Annotated in this window: 15 protein-coding genes, 1 tRNA gene and 1 pseudogene; 7 read left to right on the forward strand and 10 right to left on the reverse strand. The window is 62.4% G+C overall.

What is annotated here, in order from left to right; all coding sequences use genetic code 11:
* Positions 1–339 precede the first annotated feature (339 nt).
* Together QZ634_RS07890 and rnr are read right to left on the reverse strand one after the other, a co-directional pair.
* Positions 340–726: pseudogene (locus QZ634_RS07890) on the reverse strand (integrase core domain-containing protein); the annotation flags it as partial.
* Between the two features lie 222 nt (positions 727–948).
* Positions 949–3,117, reverse strand: coding sequence for a ribonuclease R (gene rnr / locus QZ634_RS07895; protein ID WP_291987040.1), 2,169 nt, complete (start codon positions 3,115–3,117; stop codon positions 949–951).
* Positions 3,118–3,155: 38 nt separating this feature from the next.
* Here rnr and QZ634_RS07900 point away from each other — a divergent pair.
* The 5 genes from QZ634_RS07900 to QZ634_RS07920 all read left to right on the forward strand — a co-directional run bounded on the left by QZ634_RS07900 (position 3,156) and on the right by QZ634_RS07920 (position 7,331).
* Positions 3,156–3,242, forward strand: a tRNA-Leu gene (locus QZ634_RS07900).
* Between the two features lie 449 nt (positions 3,243–3,691).
* Positions 3,692–5,245: an acyl-CoA carboxylase subunit beta gene (locus QZ634_RS07905; protein WP_291987042.1), complete on the forward strand. Its 1,554-nt coding sequence runs from the start codon at positions 3,692–3,694 to the stop codon at positions 5,243–5,245.
* 24 nt (positions 5,246–5,269) lie between these two features.
* Positions 5,270–5,605, forward strand: a complete 336-nt coding sequence (locus QZ634_RS07910) for a hypothetical protein (protein WP_291987045.1) — start codon at positions 5,270–5,272, stop codon at positions 5,603–5,605.
* 12 nt (positions 5,606–5,617) lie between these two features.
* The gene (locus tag QZ634_RS07915; protein ID WP_291987047.1) at positions 5,618–6,019 is read left to right on the forward strand and encodes a biotin/lipoyl-containing protein; all 402 of its coding nucleotides are present in this window, start codon (positions 5,618–5,620) and stop codon (positions 6,017–6,019) included.
* A gap of 106 nt (positions 6,020–6,125) precedes the next feature.
* Positions 6,126–7,331 carry a sodium ion-translocating decarboxylase subunit beta gene (locus QZ634_RS07920; protein WP_291987049.1) on the forward strand — a complete coding sequence of 402 codons (1,206 nt, stop codon included), beginning with the start codon at positions 6,126–6,128 and terminating at the stop codon, positions 7,329–7,331.
* Between the two features lie 115 nt (positions 7,332–7,446).
* Here the strand turns inward: QZ634_RS07920 and phaR are convergent, their stop codons facing one another.
* Complete coding sequence (gene phaR, locus QZ634_RS07925) at positions 7,447–8,022, reverse strand: polyhydroxyalkanoate synthesis repressor PhaR (RefSeq protein ID WP_291987050.1); 576 nt, start codon at positions 8,020–8,022, stop codon at positions 7,447–7,449.
* A gap of 141 nt (positions 8,023–8,163) precedes the next feature.
* Positions 8,164–8,907 (reverse strand): acetoacetyl-CoA reductase, encoded by a 744-nt coding sequence (phbB, locus tag QZ634_RS07930; RefSeq protein ID WP_291987052.1) that lies wholly within the window; start codon positions 8,905–8,907, stop codon positions 8,164–8,166.
* A 499-nt stretch (positions 8,908–9,406) separates the two neighbouring features.
* On the opposite strand from phbB, the gene QZ634_RS07935 reads away from it, so the two are divergent.
* Positions 9,407–9,634 (forward strand): hypothetical protein, encoded by a 228-nt coding sequence (locus QZ634_RS07935; protein ID WP_291987055.1) that lies wholly within the window; start codon positions 9,407–9,409, stop codon positions 9,632–9,634.
* On the opposite strand, the gene pgeF is transcribed toward QZ634_RS07935, so the two are convergent.
* Positions 9,635–10,468, reverse strand: coding sequence for a peptidoglycan editing factor PgeF (pgeF, locus tag QZ634_RS07940; RefSeq protein ID WP_291987057.1), 834 nt, complete (start codon positions 10,466–10,468; stop codon positions 9,635–9,637). It abuts the gene before it with no gap.
* Positions 10,428–11,561 carry a 23S rRNA pseudouridine(1911/1915/1917) synthase RluD gene (gene rluD / locus QZ634_RS07945; protein WP_291988084.1) on the reverse strand — a complete coding sequence of 378 codons (1,134 nt, stop codon included), beginning with the start codon at positions 11,559–11,561 and terminating at the stop codon, positions 10,428–10,430. The genes pgeF and rluD overlap by 41 nt, the downstream gene beginning before the upstream one ends.
* A gap of 1 nt (position 11,562) precedes the next feature.
* On the opposite strand from rluD, the gene QZ634_RS07950 reads away from it, so the two are divergent.
* A complete protein-coding gene (locus QZ634_RS07950) occupies positions 11,563–12,357 on the forward strand; it encodes an outer membrane protein assembly factor BamD (protein WP_291987059.1) in 795 nt (264 codons plus the stop codon).
* A gap of 33 nt (positions 12,358–12,390) precedes the next feature.
* On the opposite strand, the gene QZ634_RS07955 is transcribed toward QZ634_RS07950, so the two are convergent.
* From QZ634_RS07955 to QZ634_RS07970, 4 genes are all read right to left on the reverse strand, one after another.
* On the reverse strand, positions 12,391–14,805 hold the full coding sequence (locus QZ634_RS07955) for a serine/threonine protein kinase (protein ID WP_291987060.1): 2,415 nt from the start codon (positions 14,803–14,805) through the stop codon (positions 12,391–12,393).
* Between the two features lie 91 nt (positions 14,806–14,896).
* On the reverse strand, positions 14,897–15,352 hold the full coding sequence (locus QZ634_RS07960; protein ID WP_291987061.1) for a DUF3293 domain-containing protein: 456 nt from the start codon (positions 15,350–15,352) through the stop codon (positions 14,897–14,899).
* A complete protein-coding gene (rmuC, locus tag QZ634_RS07965) occupies positions 15,349–16,695 on the reverse strand; it encodes a DNA recombination protein RmuC (protein WP_291987062.1) in 1,347 nt (448 codons plus the stop codon). The genes QZ634_RS07960 and rmuC overlap by 4 nt, the downstream gene beginning before the upstream one ends.
* A 54-nt stretch (positions 16,696–16,749) precedes the next feature.
* Positions 16,750–20,154 (reverse strand): DUF748 domain-containing protein, encoded by a 3,405-nt coding sequence (locus QZ634_RS07970; RefSeq protein ID WP_291987063.1) that lies wholly within the window; start codon positions 20,152–20,154, stop codon positions 16,750–16,752.
* Positions 20,155–20,168: the final 14 nt, after the last annotated feature.

Here is a 20,168-nt window from a genome sequence, read left to right on the forward strand (position 1 = left end):
AACATGCCTGCCTGGCTACGACCCACAGTGGTCCCACCCAATAGGTCGGTCGGCGGCACTGGTGTGCGATGGCCAGGACGACAATCCGGGCTGGTTCGACGCGATAGATTACATGGAAAGGAAACCGCTGCAGTTCGGCTTGGCGAATGTCAGGCGTGTCGGTGAGTCGATAGCGGGTGGGGGTAGTGCAGATCTGCGCCATCACCGCTTCGAATTCGACACTTCGGCAAGGTAGTCCGCGCCCAGGCCGGGGAGCCGGCTCTCATAGAAGACCACCTGATCCAGATGTTCATCCACCGCAACCGGAACGTGTCAAGGACTTTGAGACACCGATGCACACTAATTTAGTGAGAGTGGATCGGGTGTTTTCGTCGGCGAGTTCTCCTGCGTGGGTGGGTTGATCCAGGCGGCGCTGGGCAGCGTTGGAGGTTGCGGGCAGTGGCCCTTGAATCGCCTCGGGTGAGCAGCGAAGTCGGTGTTCAGGGTGTCGGCGCGTTGCTCGAACAACTGTGCGGCCTGGCCATGGTGGACCGCGGTCGGGGTCATGAAGCCGATGCCGGAATGGCGATGCTGTTCGTTGTACAACTGGAAGAAGCGCTGGCAGTGAGCGCGGGCCTCCTCGATGCTACCGAAGCGCTCGGGGAAGTCCGGGCGGTACTTCAAGGTTTTGAACTGCGCCTCCGAGAAGGGGTTGTCGTCGGAGACGTAGGGACGACTGTGAGATTTGGCCACATTACCGGGGCGTACGGACAGCTCCCCGGACGGACTTCAACCCGCCAGACTTACTGCTGTTACTGCGAACAATCGGGCTCCTGCAGGGAGGTCCGTGGGCATCCTGCCATCCACCTGACCACGCGTAGGAGCCTTATTCATCGGGCGATAAATCCGCTTGCCGAAAACAGCACCATCAACCCTCGTGCGACGGCCAGCCTGCGCAATGCCAGCCAGCTAGCCGTCGGCCAGCACGAAGTCGATGCGCCCGGTTTCGAGATCGGCCTTGACCAGTTTCACCTGCAGGCGGTCACCGAGGCGATAACGTTTCCCGCTGCGCTCGCCAAGCATCTGATGCCTGATGCTGTCGTACTGGAAGTAGTCTTCGCCAAGCTCCGAAACATGCACCAGTCCCTCGACATAGACCTCGTCGAGCGCGACAAACACGCCGAAAGGCACGACCGCGGCAATCGTTCCGGCAAAGGCCTCGCCGATGCGGTCGCGCATGTAGTAACACTTGAGCCAGTTGGTGACATCGCGTGTCGCCTCGTCGGCGCGCCGCTCGGTCTGCGAACAGTGCATTCCGATCTCGGCCCACTTGCCGGGTGCGTAAGTCGTGCCGGCGAGCGCGGCCTTGATCGAACGATGCACCAGGAGGTCCGGATAGCGCCGTATCGGTGAGGTGAAATGCGTGTAATGCTCGTAGGAAAGCCCGAAGTGGCCGACATTGTCCGGGCTGTACTGGGCCTGACGCAGTGAGCGCAGCATCACCGTCTGCAGCAACTGTGCATCCGGGCGATCCTTGATGCTCTCCAGCAGTTCGGCATAATCGCTGGCGCTCGGATCGTCACCGCCACCAAGACCGATGGCGAATTCCTTGAGGAAATTGCGCAAGGCGCCGAGTTTCTCCGGCGTCGGCCCTTCGTGAATGCGGTACAGGCACGGCTGCCGCTTGGCCTGCAGAAATCCAGAGGCGCAGACGTTCGCCGCCAGCATGCACTCCTCGATGACGCGGTGCGCGTCGTTGCGGTGAACGGGAACGATGCTCTCGATCTTGCCCTGCTCGTTGAACAGCATCATCGTCTCGATGGTCTCGAAATCGATGGCGCCGCGTTTGCCGCGCGCTTCACTCAAGACCTTGAACAGGGCGTAGAGCGCCTGCAGCTGTGGCTGCAGGCGCCGATGAACGTCGCTTTCAGGCTGCGCGGTCCCTGCCAGCCAGCTCCAGACCTGGTCATAGGTCAAACGCGCGTGCGAGCGGAAAATGGCTTCATGGAAGGTGTAATCGGTGACCGCGCCGCTGCCGTCGATTTCCATGTCGCAGACCATCGCCAGACGATCGACGTCGGGGTTCAGCGAACACAGGCCATTGGAGAGTTTTTCCGGCAGCATCGGAATCACCCGGCGCGGAAAATAGACCGAATTTCCACGCTCGCTCGCCTCACGATCGAGGGCCCTTCCCGGCCGAACATAGTGGCTGACGTCGGCGATGGCCACGACCAGGCGCCAACCCGCCCCTTTCCGCTCGGCGAAAACGGCGTCGTCGAAGTCCCTGGCCGTCTCACCATCGATGGTCAGCAGGGGCAGCGCGCGCAGATCCTTCCTTCCTTCGGCGTCCGACGGCCCGAGCCGCTCGGGTAGCTGCGCCGCCTCTGCCAGGGCGCTGCTGGAGAACTCGAATGGCAACTCGTGCTTGCGCAAGGCGATTTCTATCTCCATGCCCGGATCGGCGTAGTTGCCGAGCACTTCGACAATGCGTCCGATCGGCTTCGAATGGCGATCGGGTTGTTCGATGATTTCGACGGTCACCACTTCGCCCGAACGCACAGCGCTCCGGCTATCCGGCGTCACCAGTATGTCCTGGTTGATGCGCCGATTCTCCGGAACCACCAGCGTAATGCCATGCTCGACCAGCACGCGGCCGACGACTCTGCTGTTCGCCCGCTCAAGAACTTCGACGATCACGCCTTCGCGACGCCCGCGACGATCGACGCCGACGACACGCACCAGAGCACGGTCGCCGTGCAGCACTTTCGACATCTGCCTGGCTTCGAGAAACAGGTCCTCGCCGGCATCGTCGGGAACCAGAAAGCCATAGCCATCCGGGTGGCCCTCGATACGCCCGGCAATCAGACTGGCGCGTTCGGGCAGAATGAATGAGCCCTTGCGGTTACGCAGCAACTGCGCCTCACGCTCCATTGCCCGCAAGCGGCGCTGCAGGAGTTCCAGTTCGTGGGCGCGGATGTCGAGCAAGGCGCACAGCGCGTCGAAGCTGACCGGCTTGCCCTGCTCCTCGAGAATCTGCAGGATGTATTCGCGCGACGGCAAGGGTTGTTCATAGGTCTTCAGCTCGCGCTCAAGAAAGGGGTCGGCACGGCGAATCGCCGACAGTTTGCTTATTGACATTTGCTCTTGTTCCTATAGAATTCGGCCTCTCTGGAAATGCCCAGGTGGCGAAATTGGTAGACGCGCTAGGTTCAGGTCCTAGTGGTGGCAACACCGTGGAGGTTCGATTCCTCTCTTGGGCACCAGACGAAAACAACGAAAGCTCTGATTAGTCAGGGCTTTTTTTGTTTCTGCGCCGCGCCATTTCCTGTTTCTGCGCCGCGCCATTCCCTTGCTCGTCGGCCCGGTTGCGCACCCGCTCTGTAACGCGAAGCCAGCCACGGCGCATTGTACGCCCACTGCGCCCCCGCTTGCGCCGCACAGCGAGCGATCATCGCGTCGTCGTTCTCCTCCGACGATCTGCCATGGCGCCGGAAGATGACGCCAATCGAGGCTCTCTGCCAGTCACCGCACACGCTCCAAAACCGACGATCCTCCGCCCCCGCAGAGGCAGATTCTCCGTGGCTGATCTGCCTGCGAATGATTTTCAAAACACTAGCCAGCACTCACAAAAGTGTGGATACTACGCTGCCGGAAAGTCGCCAGCCCCGCTGCTGCGAGTTAGTTCAAACTTAGCCACCCGTTAGGATTCCAGATGACGATACGACCGGAATTAATCGATAAGCTGCGCACCAAGCGCACACAGCTGACTGAGAATGTCAGCCCCGAGAAGTTGGAAGAGCTGCACGCCAAGGGCTTGCTGTCGGCTCGCGAACGCCTCGGCACCCTCTTTGTCGAGGGAACATTCCAGGAACTCGGTCTGCACGCCTCGCACAGTGCCACCAACTTCGGCATGGCAACGAAGACGCTGCCCGCCGACGGCGTCGTCTGCGGCACCGGCTACGTCGGCGCGATGCAGGTCGCCGCTTTCAGCCAGGATTTCAGCGTCGTCGCCGGGACGCTTGGCAAGATGCAGGCCAGAAAAATCAACCGCACCATGCGCCACGCGCTGAGAAATGGCGTGCCGGTCGTGGCCTTCAAGGATTCGGGCGGCGCACGTATTCAGGAAGGCGTCGACGCGCTTTCCGGCTACGGTGACGTCTTCTACTCCAACGTCCTGCTTTCCGGCGTCGTGCCGCAGATCGCGGTGATCTGTGGCCCCTGCGCCGGCGGCGCGGCGTACTCGCCGGCGCTGATGGACTTCGTGATCATGACGCGCGAGAACGCGCACATGTTCCTGACCGGTCCGCAGGTGATCAAGGCGGTGACCGGGCGCGCAACGACGATGGCCGAAGTCGGCGGTGCCGAAATGCACGCCACGATCAGTGGCAACGCTCATTTCATCGCCGAAGACGACCAGCACGCCATCGGCGTGGTCAAGCAGTTGCTCTCGTACCTGCCGTCCAACAACACCGAGGACCCACCGCACGACCTGACGGTGCCGATCGAGGAGATGGAAGACCCGGGCATCAACGACTGCATCCCGGACAGCCCGTCGGAGCCACTCGACATGTACGCCGTCATTCGTCGACTGGTCGACAACGGCGAGCTGCTGGAAGTCCATGCCGGCTTCGCCCGCAACATCATCGTCGGCTTTGCGCGCATCAGCGGCGTGGTCGTCGGGCTGATCGCCAACCAGCCAATGGTCATGGCCGGCGCCCTCGACCTCAATGCCGCCGACAAGGTGGCGCGCTTCGTTCGCACCTGCAACGTGTTCAACGTGCCGGTCGTCACGCTGGTCGACGTTCCCGGCTTCCTGCCCGGCGTCGAACAGGAGCGCGGCGGCATCATTCGCCACGGCGCGAAGATGCTTTTTGCCTACGGCTCGTGCACCACACCAAAGATCACGGTCATCCTGCGCAAGGCCTACGGTGGCTCGTATCTCGCCATGTGCAGCCAGGAAATGGGCGCGGACATGGTCTTCGCCTGGCCAACGGCCGAGATCGCGGTCATGGGCGCGGAAGCGGCGGTCAAGATTCTCTATCGCAAGGAAATCGCGGCGGCCGAAGATCAATCGGCGAAAGCCGCCGAAATGGCGCAGGAGTACCGTGAGAAGTTTGCCTCACCGTACGTGTCGGCCAGCAACTTCTATATCACCGACGTCATCGAGCCACAGGATACGCGCTGGATGGTTGCCCTGGCCCTGCGCAAGGTACTCGACAAGCGTGAACTCAGGCCGACCAAGAAACACGGCAACATCCCCATGTAACCGGCGACGGAAGGAAAAGACCCCATGATCACAGCAGCCATCATCAAATCGCTACAGGTCTACGGCATCGCCATTGTGGTGTCGTTGGTCGTGGCCGTGTTGATCAAGGTGCTGGTACTCGTGACCGCCAGGATGGAAAAACGCCCAGCGGTCGAAGTTCCGACCGGAAGTGTTTGCCCAGTGCTCCTCGGCGTTCCGGATGAGGATGTCGCCGCCTTGTCGGCGGCGATCTTCGCGGCCATCGGCCCGCACCGCATACTGCACATTTCGCAACCCAGTCACGGCTGGGCAGTCGGCGGTCGCGCCGCCCAACATTCATCTCATACGCCGGGGCATGCTCCCGGCCGAAGCAACCGCTAACAGGAGCACAACATGCCCAGACAATTCAAGGTCACGGTCAACGGACGCGAATACGACGTCAGCGTACTGGAACTCACTGCCGGCCAACCGGCACCATCAGCAGCACCGGCGACCGCGGCTGCCGCCGCACCCCGGGCCGGGGGTAGCGCACCTTCGGCGGCTGCCGCCGCGCCCGCCGCAGCCGCCGGCGCTCCTGCCGGCGACGGCGATGTCGTTGCCGGAATGGGTGGTACCGTCGTCGAAGTCAACGTCAAGGTCGGTCAGGCCGTGGCCGTTGGCGATCGCCTGATAGTCATGGAGGCGATGAAGATGAAAACCCCGGTGATCGCTACCCGCGCCGGCCAGGTTACCCGAGTTCTGGTCGCCGCCGGAGATCCCGTCGAGGGCGGACAGCCCCTGTTGACAATCGCGTGAGCGGATATCAGCCGAAACCCGGCACCCATCAACCAGTCCGCGAGTCGGTTTTCAAGCCGATGCGCCGATGGATGGGTGCTGCGGCCAGGTGCGAGGACTGAAGCGCATGGAAAGCATAAATTTTCTCGATCTGTTCCAGGGTATCGCCACTCTGGTGGCCGCCGAGCCGCAGATCATGATGGGACGCATCTTCCTGATGCTGCTGGGCTTCCTGCTCATCTATCTGGGCTCAAGGAACGTCCTGGAACCACTGCTGATGATCCCGATGGGCATGGGCATGTCCTCGGTAAACGCGGCGGTCATGTTCCTCGAAGGGGGCAAACCGGGAACGCTCTTCGTCGATCCCTTGATCACCGACCCGCTCCAGCTGATCAACATTCTGCAAATCGACTGGCTGCAGCCGATATACACGCTCACCTTCAGCAACGGCCTGATCGCCTGTCTGGTGTTCATGGGTATCGGCGTTCTTCTCGACGTCGGTTACGTCATGGCACGCCCGTTCCAGAGCATGTTCATAGCCCTGTTCGCTGAACTCGGAACCTTCGTTGTCTTCCCGTTTGCCATTGCCCTCGGCCTCACCGAACCCGAAGCGGCTTCCGTCGCCACCATCGGCGGCGCCGACGGACCGATGGTGCTGTTCACCTCGCTGGTTCTTGCCAAGCATCTTTTCGTGTCGATCACCGTCGTTGGCTATCTCTACCTCGGCCTGACCTACGGTGTCTATCCGTACATGATCAAGTGGCTGGTACCGAAGCACATCCGCGGCATCAGCATGATCAGCGACCAGGGACCGAGGATCAGCCGGTCGCAGAAGCTGATCTTTGCGGTCGTCGCCTGCACCCTTCTGTGCCTGCTCTTCCCGGTGGCTGCGCCTTTGTTCTTCTCTCTCTTCGTTGGTGTTGCCGTTCGCGAAAGCGGCCTCGAGAACTTCGCCAAACTGCTCGGCGAAACCTTCCTTTACGGGGCCACCTTCTTCCTCGGCCTGACCCTCGGCGTTCTTTGCGAGGCCAACACGCTGCTCGACCCAACGGTCTTGAAGCTCCTGCTTCTGGGCATGCTGGCTCTCGGGGTCTCTGCGCTTGGTGGCCTGCTGGGCGGTTACATCCTGTACTTCTGGACCGGCGGCAAGTTCAACCCGATCGTCGGAATTGCTGGCGTGAGTTGCGTGCCAACCACCGCCAAGATCGTCCAGAAGGTTGCTACCGCAGCAAACCCGGGAGCTATCGTCATGCCGCAGGCACTGGGAGCCAGTATCAGCGGCGTGATAACCTCGGCGATCATCGCCGCGGTCTTTATCTCGATCTTGCGCTAGCAGAAGCACCCTGCTCACGAAATCGCGCCTGGCTACGGCAACAACAGTAGCCAGGCGCGATTTTTCGTCACCGCCGGTTGCGCGGTGAGCCCTTCCACGACACGAAACGACCCCTTTACTTCTCGGAGTCGTGCGGCTGCTTGGAGGAATCGGCAGGAAAACCGGGCAGCGGGATGCCGTTGAACAGCGTCCGGGTCTGCGTTTTCAGCTGATCCTGCATCTGATGGAGCATCTTTCTGCTTTGCTCCATATAGGTGCTCATCATCGTCTGCATCGCCGGTCCCTGAAAATTCATGAACTGCGACCACATGTCGTTCTGCATCTGGCTATTGGTTTCCCCATAAAGGGATTGCGACTGCTCCTGCAACTTCTTCTGGAAATCGACGAATGACTTGATGTTCGTCTCCAGGTACTTGCCGAGCATGCCCTGCATCGCGTGACCGTAAAAGCGGATCATTTGCGCCAGCAGATCGGCTGTAAACAGCGGCACGCCTGACGCCTCCTCTTCAAGAATGATCTGCAGCAGGATCGCGCGGGAGATGTCTTCGCCGGTCTTGGCGTCCACAACGTTGAAGGTTTCGCGAGCCAGGACAAGATCCTTTACATCAGTCAAGGTGATGTAGGCGCTGGTCTTGGTATCGTAAAGGCGACGGTTCGGGTATTTCTTGATCAGTCGCAGCTGCTCGGGCATGACGACGCTTCCTCCATGTGCAGATGACTCGACAAGCGCTATCCAGCGCTCTGTGGTGCGGTGCAACACAATTATACCCCAGCAAAAAAAAACAGGCCCCTATCGGGGCCTGTCGTGATGGCATGAAACCAGGAAATGTGCTTACTGGTAGTACAGACCACCGCTGATGTTCAGCGTGGAGCCGGTCATGAAGCCAGCAAGTTCCGATGCGAGATAGACGCAGGCGCCGCCAATCTCTTCCGGCTTGCACAGACGTTTCATGGGCACCCCATCGACGATGGTCTGCAGGATCTCCGGCTTGATGGCCATGACCATCTGCGTCGCCACGTAACCCGGGCAGATGACGTTCACGGTCACATTCTTGGCGGCCAGTTCGGCGGCAAGTGCCTTGCTGAAGCCGATCACACCCGCTTTTGCAGCCGAGTAGTTGGTCTGGCCAGCCTGACCGCGCAGCCCGTTGACCGACGAGATGTTGATGATCCGCCCCCAGCCCCGCTCGGCCATCTTGGCCGAAACCTGTTTGGTCATGTTGAACAGGCTATTCAGGTTGGTGGCAATGACCGCATTCCACTGCGCCACTTCCATCCGGGCAAACATCTTGTCGCGGGTAATGCCGGCGTTGTTGACCAGAATGTCGACCGGCCCTGCCTTGGCTTCCGCCTCGGCGACCATGGCTACGCAAGACTCGAAGTCCGAGACGTCACCGGCAACACAGATGAAGTCGGTGAAACCGGCCTCGGCCATGGCCTTGTTCCACTCGTCCGGCTTGTCGAACTCCGGATGGTAGGCAGCAACCACCTTGTGACCGGCCTTGGCCAACTCCTGGCAGATAGCGGTACCAAGTCCACCCATGGCCCCTGTAACCAAAGCAACACGTTGCGTCATAACTCTTCCTTTCCTGTTGACGAATGAAACAACTGGCGGCAATCCACCACCACGATTACAACATCTGCTGACCGACCCAGGCGGGGATTCCACCGCGGTTGGCCGAGAGCCCTTCGATCCGGGGCCGACAACAGCTCGCGAGCGGCCATTTTCCAGACCTTCCCGAGCCGCCGACGCAAACGTCAGCCGGCATTCTCCCACGACGCCCCCTCGTTGACGAGGCCCAGGGCGTTGAAGTTGGTCAATTCGCGCTCAACGCCCGACTGGACCGTACGGAAAACGCACGCACAGAGCGCGCTTGGCGGCGATAACCGACCGGCCCTCGACGCCAACGCTGCGACTCTCGTGCGTCGCCGGCCCGGCAGCGAAATCAGGAAGATGGTCGTGATGCCAACGCCAGCCTCAAGACCGTCGTCGATTCTGCATTGCAGCATCGACGCTGTCAATTGCTCGACCCTTCGCCGTCCTCTTTGCCTCGCAGGCCCCCTATAATGCCGTCATGTACATCATCGTGATCGGCTGGCTCTACGTCACCGTGCTCATGGCACTGACCGAAAGCAGCGTCGTCGCCGGGCTACTGAGCCTGACTTTCTACGGCATTCTGCCGACGGCACTGCTGGTGTGGCTTTTCGGCGGTCCAACGCGCCGTCGCCGCGCCGCTCGAATGGCCAGTGACGCCAGCGAGGCCAGCGGCGGCAGCGCCAAAGGCCCGCCGCACGATCGCTGACTAATCGTCGGCCAGCCAGATCAGTGACGCCATCCGCCCGGTCGCACGGTCTCGCCGATAGGAAAAGTAGCGCTTCGCTTCACGCAGCGTACAGCCGCTGCCGCCGAAGACGGCATTGACGCCCGCGCGCCGCAGACCTTGCCGGGCCAACAGGTAGATGTCGGCCAGCCATTTTCCCGCCGGCTGCCCCCCCCCTAGCTCGCTCGCCGCGGCAACGCCTTCGTCCGGCGAAGGCGACTGAGGCGCCGGCAGGAATGCCGCAGCCGCCTCCTGGTGTACGGCGACGAACGCACTGCGTACCTCGTTGCCGACCTCGAAGGCCTGCGCGCCGATGGCCGGCCCGAGAAAGACCAGAAGCCGCTCTCCGGGCACCGCCATGGCCGCCACCGCACGTTCCAGTATGCCCGCCTGCAGGCCGCGCCAACCCGCATGCACCGCAGCCACCACGCTGCCTGACTGATCGCAGAGCAAGACCGGTAGACAGTCGGCGGTCATTACTGCACAGACGACGCCGGGAACGCGCGAGAACGCCCCGTCGGCCACCGGCACCTCCGCCCGACCAACGCCGGCAGCGTCAACCAGCGTCGTGCCGTGCACCTGCTCCAGCCAGCAAGGCGACGCCGGCAGATGGCCGGCGAGGCGAAGGCGGTTCTCGGCAACGGCGAGCGGATCGTCACCCACGTGGGCAGCAAGGTTGAGACTGTCGTACGGCGCAACGCTCACTCCACCCTCGCGCCCGGTGATCAGGCTGCGCACCCGCGTCGGCGCCGGCCAGTCGGGAAGCTGCCAGTCCCTACTGCTCACCCAGATCCTCGTCGTCGGAATCGTCTTCATTGTCACCGCCGATGACGATGACTTCCGGACCGTCGCCGTCATCATCCCAGTCGTCTTCCAGTTCCTCGTCGTCGCCACCTTCACCCGCGCGTGCAGCGAATGCCTCCAGCCGCACGTTCTCGATCAGAGTCGCCATGTCGTCAGGCAAGGCGGAGCGCCAGAGCATCGCCTTGCCGGTCCCCGGATGACGTAGCGACAAACGACAGGCGTGCAGCGCCTGGCGCGGAAATTCTGCAGCGCGCGGCACACGGCTGGCTCCCCCGCCGTAGGTCGGGTCGCCGACCAGCGGATGTCCAATTGACGTCATATGCACGCGAATCTGGTGCGTTCGGCCCGTTTCCAGCGCGCACTCGACCAGCGTGCAGGCGAGAAACTGCTCGAGAACGCGGTAGTGCGTACGTGCCGGTTTGCCGGTGCGCACGACCGCCATGCTCGTGCGCAGCGTTGGATGCCGGCCGATCGGCGCGTCGACACTGCCCGCACCCTCGACGATGCCCCGCACCAGCGCCTGGTAGCAGCGCTTTACTGACCTTGCCTGCAGCTGCCTGACCAGATCGGTCTGCGCCTCGAGCGTCTTGGCGACCACCATCAGGCCGCTGGTATCCTTGTCCAGCCGATGCACGATACCCGCCCGCGGCACCTTGTCGAGCTGTGGAGCGTGGTGCAACAGGCCATTGAGCAAAGTTCCGCTCCAGTTGCCGTTGCCCGGATGAACCACCAATCCGACCGGTTTGTCGAGGACGATCAGGCACTCGTCCTCGTACACTACCTGCAAGGGGATATCCTCCGGGGCCGACGATTCGGCTCGCTCGTCAGGTGCTGCGGCAACCTCGACGATTTCGCCAGCCCACAGTTTTTGCCGAGGCTCGACGACGCGCATACCGCCAACCGTCACCCTGCCCTCACGTATCCAGTTCTGCAGGCGGCTGCGCGAATGCTGCGCGAGCAGCCGTGCAAGAATCTGGTCGACACGCTGGCCGCTGCAATCACCGGGTACGCTCAGGCCAATTCGCGGGTTTGCGCTATAATCCGCAAGCTCGCCTTTCGGGGTTGACGCCTCCGCCAGTGCTTCTTTCTTCTGTGGGTTTTTCATCATGCGTAGTTTAGCGGTTATCGCAGCGCTTTTCGTCGCCTCTCTGGTCGCTGGCTGCGGGCTCCTTCCGGACACCAAGGATGAGACCGTCGGCTGGTCGGCCAACAAGCTCTATTCGGAAGCGAAGGATGCGCTCAACGAAGGCTCCTACACCAAGGCCATCAAGTACTTCGAGAAGCTCGAGGCGCGTTACCCCTACGGCCGCTATGCTCAGCAGGCGCAGATCGACATTGCCTACGCCTACTGGAAGGATCTCGAACCAGCGTCGGCGATCGCGGCCTGCGACCGCTTCATAAAGCTGCATCCGAACAACCCGAATGTCGACTACGTGTATTACCTGCGCGGCCTGATCAACTTCAACGAAGACCTGGGTCTGCTCGGTTCGATCAGCAATCAGGACATGACCGAGCGCGACCCCAAGGGGGCACGTGAGTCCTTCGATTCCTTCAAAGAACTGGTCACCCGCTTTCCGGCCAGCAAGTACACGCCCGATGCGCTGCTGCGCATGAAGTACCTGGTCAACGCTCTGGCACAGCTCGAACTGCACGTGGGACGCTATTACATGAAACGTGGCGCCTATCTGGCAGCCGCGAATCGAGCGCAGTTCGCGATGATCAACTATCCCGACACGCCGTCGAGCGAAGAAGCGCTGTTCATCATGGTCAAGGCCTACGACGCCCTCGGCCTCAACGATCTGCGCGACGATGCCGAGCGCGTAATGCGCAAGAACTACCCGAACAGCGAATACTACGTGCGCGGCCTCAATCGCCCGGAACCGTGGTGGAAGCTCTGGTAAGCCATGGCCACTCGCAGCACCGCCGCACCCCGTTCAGATTGACTGCTTGATGGCCAGTACGGCCTGATTGCGCAACGTTCGCAGCAAGGACAACTCGGCCTTGGCGATGACAATCTCCCCGGCCCGCTGGCGATCGGCGTAGATCATGGCCACCGCGTTGCCGCGCACGCAGAGCGGGAAGACGACGAAGGTTTCGGCAGTCACCGCCCGGCGAAACCACGCCGGGATACGTGGCGCTATCTTCGCATCACGAGTGTCGCTGATCAGGATATCCGCCCCGTTGGCCAGGGCCGCGTGGAATATGTCGGCGCTGAACACCAGCGAAAACCTGAACCGTCTGGCAATCTCCGGAGCCTCCGGACCAAAACCGAAACGCCCGAGCATGGCGTTGCTGCGCCCGTCGCGGACGCACAGGATGACGTTCTTGAAGCCCTTCGCCCGGTAGATCGTTTCCAGGATGATGCGCAGCACGTCATTGAGCTTGAAGTCACTGATCAGGGCGTTGCTGACGTCCTGAATCCCGGCCATCAGAATGACTTCGCTGCTCACCGGCGCGCCGGTGGCAGTTGACCTGGCGCCGTCGGCCGCCGGCTCATCGCCGGCCAGACCCTCCGCGGCGACATCGGAAAGCACCGTACCCGCGAGACCGTCCTCCTGAGTCGGAAGGTCGACGGCAAGGGCTCGCCCGCCCGCTGCGCCGCCCCAGGCCCTGATCTGCTTGCCGAAATTCGTCTGCTGCAGATTAAGGCGCAAGACGCCGGCAAACTGCGACACGTGCTCGAAGGATTTGCGCAGAGTTCTCTGCAGATCCTGCTCGTCGAGGTCGATCACCTCGCCGAAGCGGGCGACGATCCGACGCAGCTCCTTCGCCTGCTGTTCGACTCCGGCGTCGGCAACCATACTGCACAGGTCGTTGGACAATGCCGCCAGCACGCGCAGGCGATCGTCCATGTTCGCCGGGCGGCGAACACTCCCCGGCGGCAGTTTGCGCATGCTGTTGACGATCAGCCGCGGGAAACCCCAGCTCTGCGCAATGCCCACGCCGAGGTCTTCAAACGACAGACCGAGGACCTGCTGTGCCGCCAGATCGTCGGCGCAGTCTTTCTGCTGCGACAGGCGCCGAATCTCGGCGCTTTCTTCCGGAAAATAGTACTGGCTCAACAGGCGACCCAGGTTGTGAAACAGCGAGCAGATAAAGGCCTGTTCGACGTCGCCGCGCGCCATGCTCTTGCCACCGATGTCCCGGGCGAGAACGCCGGCCAGATTGGCGCGCAGGAATTCTTCCTTGAGTTGGTTGGTGTTGTCCTTGTTCTGCAGGTGCTCGAAGAGCATCACCGTTATGGCAATGCTGCGTACCGCGTCGAGGCCGAGAACGACGATCGCACGTGACACGGTGCTGATGCTGCCGCCACCCGCCTGGTGGTAATGCACCGAGTTCACCATGCGCAGGATCTTGTTGGTCAGCGAGAAATCCTTGAGGATGGTGTTCGACAGCTCGGCGAGGTTCTGATTTTCCGAAGCCGTGATCCGGTTGATCGCCCCGACCGACTCCGACAGCGCCGGGAAGTCGCTCTTGTGGCGCATCCGCCGGAGCAGGAATTCGATCGTGCTCTGCCGCGCATCCGCCCCCGGCACCGGCCTTTCCGGTGCGAGATAGTCGTCAAGGGCCGCACGCATCTGCGCCGCCGTCGCATAGCGGCCCTCCGGGTCGCGAGCCAGCGCGCGGTAGAGCAGCGCCACCAGCCGCTCGTCGAGTGCGCTGTTCAGTTCCGCTGGCAGCGTGATGTCGGTGCTCGTGATCCGCTTCATCACCTCGTCGATGTTGCTGCCCGGTACCGCGCGCTGGCCGCTGAGCAATTCATAGAACACCAACCCGGCCGAGAAAACGTCGGTCCTTTCATTGCTCGTCCGCTGCGCAATGTACTCGGGCGCCATGTACGCTGGCGTGCCCGACAGCGGTGCCCCGTCGCCGGCCAGGCCCTCGGCGCGGCTGGCAATGCCGAAGTCCATGACCCGCGGCACCCCATCGTCGTCGATCAGAATGTTGCTTGGCTTGAGATCACGATGAATGATCCCCGCCGCATGGGCGTGTGCCACGGCATCGAGAACCGCCTGCATGATGGCGATCGCCTTTTCCGCCGGCAGGCGACCACTGAGCTGCAGGTGTTCGGCGAGATTTCGACCGGGAACGTGCTGGAAGACGAGATAGAGATCGCCCTGCTCCTCGGCGGCCTCGAAGATCGGCACGATGCTCGGGTGGCGCAACTGGCTGACCATGCGCGCCTCGGCAAGCAATTGCTGCTTCTGCAGTGGGTCGGAACGGGCGAAGTGCAGCGTCTTGATTGCCACCTGCCGCTGCAGATGTGGATCGCGCGCCAGGTAAACGACGCTTTGTGCGCCTCGACCCAGCTCACGAATCAGCTCGAAACGTCCCACCTGCTTGCTCACCGGCTTCTCTCGCTGGCCAAATAAATCATTCTAGGCGTCGCTCTTTGGCGACCAGTGCCGCAAAAGTCACAGCCGGCACAGAAGTTTCTGCTCAAAGCCACAGCAAGCGCGGTGCCAATCCCGTTTCTCCATAGACGACAGCGAGTTGGCAGAATTCGCGGCCAAGCGCGGCAAGCAGCTGTTCATCGACGGGCAGAACGAGATAGCTTGGTTCCACCGGCCAGTCTGCATCAGCATCGGCAAGGTTGCGGGCCGCGAAGCAAGCGCCGGCCAAAGCGGTGAGTCGCTCGTGCAAGCGGCGCTGACGAATCTCGTTCTGATGGTCCGAGAGCCGCTCGCCGGGGTTATACGCGGTCACGATGCCCCAGCCGATCGCGGTTCGCGCGGGCCCGGCGGCGGCAGGCTTTCCCAGCGACACCGACTGACGGCGCAGAAATTCATCGAAGCCGGCGCTCACCACCCCAATCCGCAAGTCGAAGGTGCTCTCGGGAGTCTCCACCCGATAGGTCGTCGCCAGGAATGCAGCCTCCATCCCGGCTCTGCTCATCCGTCTTCGCCTTCTCCGCCGAGGTCTTCAAGGTCGCCCATCCGCAAGCGCACGTCGCTCGCCGGCAGTGCTTCGACGCCGCGCAGCTTACGTTCGATCTGCCGGGTCCGCACGCCGGCCGCTTCGATGCTCCGGCTGGCCTGTTCGAGTTTCCTGTGCGTCGCCTCGAGGATCTCGCCGAACTTGCCGAACTCGGTCTTGATGGCGCCGAGGACGGCCCAGACCTCCGATGACCGGCGCTCTATGGCCAGCGTTCGGAAACCCATCTGCAGGCTGTTGAGCAGTGCCGCCAGCGTCGTCGGCCCGGCGATGCAGATGCGCAGATCGCGCTGCAGGCTGTCAACCAGGCCCGGTCGCCGCAAGGCTTCGGCATAGAGGCCTTCGGTCGGCAGATAGAGGATGGCGAAGTCGGTGGTGTACGGGGGTTCGACGTACTTGTCGTGAATTTTTCGCGCTTCGTCGCGCAGACGAAGTTCCAGCGCCCGGGTCGCCGTTTCCGACGCCACCGGATCGGCCCGTTCCTGCGCCTCCAGCAAGCGCTGATAATCCTCGAGCGGGAATTTTGCGTCGATCGGCAACCACACCGGCCGTTGCTCGTCATCACCGATCGCGCGACCCGGCAAACGAATGGCAAACTCGACGCGTTCCGACGATTCCGGCCGCGTCGCCACATTCTTGGCGTATTGCTCGCTGCTCAGCAACTGGTCCAGGAGGGCCTCCAGCTGCACCTCACCCCAGCTGCCGCGGGTCTTGATGTTGGTCAGCACCTTCTTCAGATCCCCGACACCGGCCGCCAGGGTCTGCATTTCGCCGAGCCCCTTGTGCACCTGCTCGAGGCGATCGCTGACCAGCTTGAACGATTCGCCAAGGCGTTGCTCAAGGGTCGCGTGCAGTTTTTCATCGACCGTACGGCGCATCTCTTCGAGCTTGCTGGCGTTGTCGGCCTGCATTGCCCCGAGACGGGCTTCCAGTGCCAGGCGCAGCTGCTCGAAGCGCTGCTCGTTACTGTTCGTCAGACGCGCCAGCTGCTGTGCAAAGGATTCGAGCTGCTGCGCCTGCAGCCGGCCGAGCTGGGCCAACTGCCCGACCAGCATTTGTGAGACGCGGTTCAGCGATTGAGACTGCTCCTCGCGATCGCCACGCGCCGTACTGGCCGCCTCCTGCCGCCCCAGCGACAGCTCCTGGCGCAACTCACGTTCGAGTCGCTCCAGGCCGCCTTGCAGGTCGCGAAAACGCACGCCCATCAGCTCGCGCGCGGTTGCCGCACGCAACAGCAGCGCGACCTGCAGAACGATCACCAGAAGGCCCAGCGACGCCGAAGCATACAGCCAGGCGTCGCTCATCTAAGCGCCCCAGGCGAGAGCCGGGCGAGATCGGCCGGCGCAACGCGGCCGCCGCTAGCGCAGGGAAAAGACAACCCGGTTTCCCTCGCCCTGCCCGGGCAAATCGGGCTTTCCATCGGACTTGCCCTCCGCCTTGCCGCTCCGCTTGGCGACTTGCACGGGGCGCAGGAACACCCGGTCCGCCGGTACGTTCTGCGCGAGCAGCGCGTCACGCACGGCTGTTGCCCGTCGATCGGCGAGATCGCGCAGGTCCTGCTCATCGATCACCGTGTTGGCGAGAATCAGCTTCTCCATTTCGTCGACCGGCAGCCCCTTCACCATCCCGACCATGTTGCGCGGCTTCTCGAAATCCTCGGCGCGGTAGACGCGCTCAAGCAACTCGGAATACTCCTTGCTGTCAACGACGACCGTCGCGGGCGCGGCACTGTCGCCGCCGCTGCGCCCTCCGGCTTTCAGAGTCTGCAACTTCTCTTGCAGGCGATAACGTTTCAATCCCTCGGAATCCCCTACCGGATCGGCATGTCCTTCAATGTCGAGCTTGAGTGCCGGCCGATCGAGCAAGGCCTTGGCCAGGGCGTCAAGACGCTGCTGCGCCGACGGGCTGATCGCCGCCATGCCGGAAGCGAACTCGACGTTCGACAACTCCTCACCGCCGCCAAACATCGACCCCAGCAGCGCAAACGGCGAAGTGACGGCCTTGACCAGGAGGCTGCCGACCAACTCGCCAAGCAGGCCGCCAATATTGAACTGCGGGTCGTCAAGCGATCCCGCGACCGGGAGATTGATGTCGATCTCGCCCTTGCGGTTCTTGAGCAGAGCAACGGCGAGGGTCACCGGCAATTTGGTCGCCTCGGCGCTGTCGACCGCTTCGCCGAAAGTCAGCTGATCGAGAAATATGCGGTTCTCGGCAGTCAGCTGGTTCTTCTCGATCTTGTACTTGACGAAGAGCGACATCTTTCCCTTGTCGATGGCATAGCCAGCATACTTGCCGGAGTATGGCGACAGCGCAGTCATCTCGATACCTTTGACGTCGGCCTGGATATCCAGATAGGGCGTGGCGATCAAGGGATTGAGTTGCCCGGCGATCTTGAGCGGGGCGATATCGTCGTAGTTCCCGCGCAGGTCGAGCGTCGCAACGCTGTCGGCAGCCGATGAAAGCCCGCTGATCGCACCGCCGATCTTTTTCAGGTCGGCCGAGTAGTTCGGCTTTATGAAGTGGTCACTGAACTTGATGTCCCCACCCTGCAAGGTGATTTTTCCCACCTTCACCGGAAACCGCGGCTGCTCGCCACTGGCCACCGGCGCCACCGCCTTGCCTTCCGCGGCGCCAGCGCCGGACGTCTGCTCGCCAGTCTTGGGCACCACGGCCTCGGGCGGCGAGGCAGGCCGCCGGACAATCTGCAGCAGATTCAGCTTGCCCTCGGGATTGATGATTATCCGTGCGAAGAAGTCGGCCAGCGCCACCTCGCCGATGGACAGCGAATCCGGATTCAGGGTCAAGTCGAGACGGCCGAAGGAGAGCGACCCCCACTTCAGAAAATCGGCCGCGTTGGTCTTGTCGACTGCCGAAAAGTCGGCGACCGCCAGCTTCCCGGAAAATCCCCCGCCCAACTTGCCGACAGCCGCGCCACCGCTGGCCTCCTGGCGCAGACGTAGATTGCCGTCCAGGGCCACGTGGCCGCGCTTCAGCTCGACATTCAGCTGCTCAGTGAAATAGGGTTGCAACGGCAGGAGCTCGAGATTCCTGACCAGCAGCTTGAGGTCAGTGTCGAGAGGGAGTAGCGTGCCACTGGCGCCGACCTCGACCGCGCCCTTGCCGTTGAGCTTGAAGCGCGTGGCCAGCTTGACCGCCGTGCCCGGCTCGGTCGACAGATTCTCGGCCTCGACGCTCATCTCCTCGACCGTGTGCGTCACCGCTGGCGATACCCCGTGGTCTTCGAAGCGCAGGCCGAGGTTCTCACCGCGGTATCTGGCGACCGTCAGCGTCCACGGCGCCGACGAATCATCCTGCGCTGCCTCGACGGCGCGCAGGGAAGGCGGCTCGACGAACTCGACGCGACCATCTTTGGCGCGCCGAATCAGCAGCCTGGCATCACGCACCGCCACCTCATCGATGAGCACTGCACGCTTAGCCAGATCGAGCCTGCCGCCCTTGACCGCGAAGGCGTCGACCTTCACCCACTGATCGGCGTCGAGGCGAAAGGCCAGGTCGAACTCTGCCGGCACGCGGCTCCTGCTGGCGAGTTTTTTCAGCTCGACCGTCAGCCCGTCGACGCGGGCATTGAACGGCTTGCCGTGCGACTCGTCGAGCCAGCGGAGCGCACCGCCAGTGATGCTCGCCTCGGCGAGCGACCACTCGACAGGCACGGATCCGGCGGCGCCTTTTTCTTCCACCGCAGGCGTGCCGCCGGCCGCCAGCTCCTTGCTGAAGAAGTCGACCCAGTTGATCGTGCCCTGCGGGCTGACCCGTGCATGGAGTTCCGGCTGCTCGAGCGACACACGTTCGATGGCAAACTTACCGTTAAGCGGATCAAGCGCGTCGAGAACCACCTCCAGGCGGCGCAGAGAAAGCAATGGCGAACCGCCCTTGTCTTTCACGACGACATCCTTGAGCGCGACCCTGCCCGCGATGGCCAAGATCGACTGGTCCGCGTCCTGACGCTGGAAGGCCAGCGTCAGCGCGCTGTCAAGGGTGCCGGAAACAACTTCGATCGGCAGGTGCAGCGGCAGGTAATTGACGTACCTGGCCAACGGCACTTCGCTAAGGTCGAGCGTCAGCTGGCTTTCCAGCGACGGGTCGAAGGGCTTGCTCTTGCCCTCGAAAAGCAGCGGCGAACCATCAAGGGAAGCCGAAAAAGTGGGCTCGACAAATATCTCGATCGCCTGTGGCAGGCTGGAGATGAAAGGCAGGCCGACATTGAGGTCGCTGACCAGGTGCTTTTCGGCCAGCATCCGGTCGTCGAATTCTATTCTTCCGCCAGAGATGCGAATGTTGTTCAGCGAGAAACGCGGTAGCGGATCGTCTGATTCGGGCTTCGCCGCCAACTCGTCGATCAGATCGGAGAAATTGAATCTCCCGTCGGGCTGGCGCACGACCCTGAACGCCGGAGCGACCAGATTCAGCTCGCTGATCACCGGTCCACCGTGCCACAACGAACTCCACTCGGCATTCAGATCCAGGCTGTCGAAGCCCGCCACGATCTCGCCACCGCCCTTTTCCTGAACGGCCAATCGGCTCACTTGCAGCGACAGCGTATAGGGGTTTATTCTCACTCCGTCGACGGCCACCGGCCGCTGCAAGACCTGCGCAAGTTGCTCCACGAGGACCGCTTTGACGACCAGCGGCAGAACGAGAAAGCCGAGCACGCTGAAAACCAGCAACGCAAGCGCAGCGCGTAGCCCGTATTTTGTCAGGGCGGTGGAGGCATTCGCCTTCGCAGGATCGGTGTTTTCAGGCATGGCAGCAGGCCGCA

The sequence above is a fragment of the Candidatus Accumulibacter sp. ACC007 genome (assembly GCF_907163205.1).
In the GTDB taxonomy this organism is placed as follows: Bacteria; Pseudomonadota; Gammaproteobacteria; order Burkholderiales; family Rhodocyclaceae; genus Accumulibacter; species Accumulibacter regalis.